Below are 1231 nucleotides of genomic sequence, written 5' to 3' on the forward strand. Positions count from 1 at the left end.
TCGATGACTTTATCGACGATCCCGAGCTCGCCGCGCGCTTCAAGGCCCATAAGCCGCGGTAACAATCGGACGGTTACATTCTTTCTCGATCATCTCACGGAACAGCGCGCGGTCAGCGCGCAGACCGTCGCGGCGTATCGGGATACTCTGCGCCTGCTCTTCAACTATGCGGCTACAGTGCTTCGTCGAACGCCAAGCGCTATCACATTGTCCGATCTCGACGCACCATTGTTGCTCGCATTCCTTGATCATCTGGAGAAGGGCCGAGGCAACAGCGTCCGAAGCCGCAATGCACGTCTCGCTGCAATCAGGACGTTCCTTAAATATGCATCGCATTACGACCTTGCGTCGCTGGCCACAATCGAGCGGGCGTTGGCGATACCGTTCAAGCGGTTCGATCGGCCATTGGTCGGCTTTCTCTCACGATCCGAGGTCATCGCCATCATCGAAGCGCCTGACCGGTCCAGTTGGGCCGGCCAACGTGACCGCGCCTTCTTCAGCATGATGTACAATACTGGTGCCCGCGTTTCCGAGATGATCGGCATCCGCTGTCGGGATGTTGTGCTGGAAGGGCAACCCGCAGTGCATTTGTGCGGTAAGGGTCGCAAAGAACGTAGTGTGCCGCTCTGGCGACCGACAGCCGCACTCATCAGATCCTGGCGCCGCCAGATCGGGGATCCCGCTGGCGATAGCATCCTGTTCCCCAACCGTAGCGGTGGCCGTATGACTCGCTCAAACGTCACCCAGCGTTTGGGCCTCGCCGTCGCAATTGCAGGGCGCAAGTATCCGGGACTCCTTGAGCGCCCGGTCACTCCCCATACGGTTCGACACACGACGGCAATGCACCTGCTTCAATCGGGGGTCGATATTACCGTCATTGCACTGTGGCTCGGACACGAGGATACCGCGACGACGCACATGTATGTGGAAGCGGATCTCGCGATGAAGGAACAAGCCCTGATGAAGCTGCAACCAGGAACCGCCACGCCGGGTCGCTTCCGTGCCTCCGACTACCTGATGAGCTTTCTGCAGACATTGTGATTATGTGAAGTTCGGGGCGGCGGGGCCAGCGTAATATCTGGGTCCGCCGGGAGCACCTGCGCATAATCCTGCGCTTCGCATAATTGCGGTTATGCATACCTTTCCATAACAGGAAAAACTGGCTGTTCGCAGGATCAAAGGCAGGCGGCGATCGGGCCGCTGCCATCTATTCGGTCATCGAGACCGCCAA

At 58.7% G+C, this 1231-nt stretch carries 1 protein-coding gene; it reads left to right on the forward strand.

Going from position 1 to position 1231, the window contains the following annotated elements; translation table 11 throughout:
• Positions 1 to 3: 3 nt before the first annotated feature.
• On the forward strand, positions 4 to 1041 hold the full coding sequence (locus V2I08_RS20435; protein ID WP_349636578.1) for a site-specific integrase: 1038 nt from the start codon (positions 4 to 6) through the stop codon (positions 1039 to 1041).
• The last annotated feature ends 190 nt before the right edge of the window (positions 1042 to 1231 follow it).

The sequence above is a fragment of the Sphingobium sp. MK2 genome (genome assembly GCF_040170545.1).
Taxonomy (GTDB): Bacteria; Pseudomonadota; Alphaproteobacteria; order Sphingomonadales; family Sphingomonadaceae; genus Sphingobium.

Bases quoted from the DNA above. Each gene is read 5' to 3' on its own strand.
- V2I08_RS20435 (WP_349636578.1), top strand. From the start codon at position 4: ATGACTTTATCGACGATCCCGAGCTCGCCGCGCGCTTCAAGGCCCATA.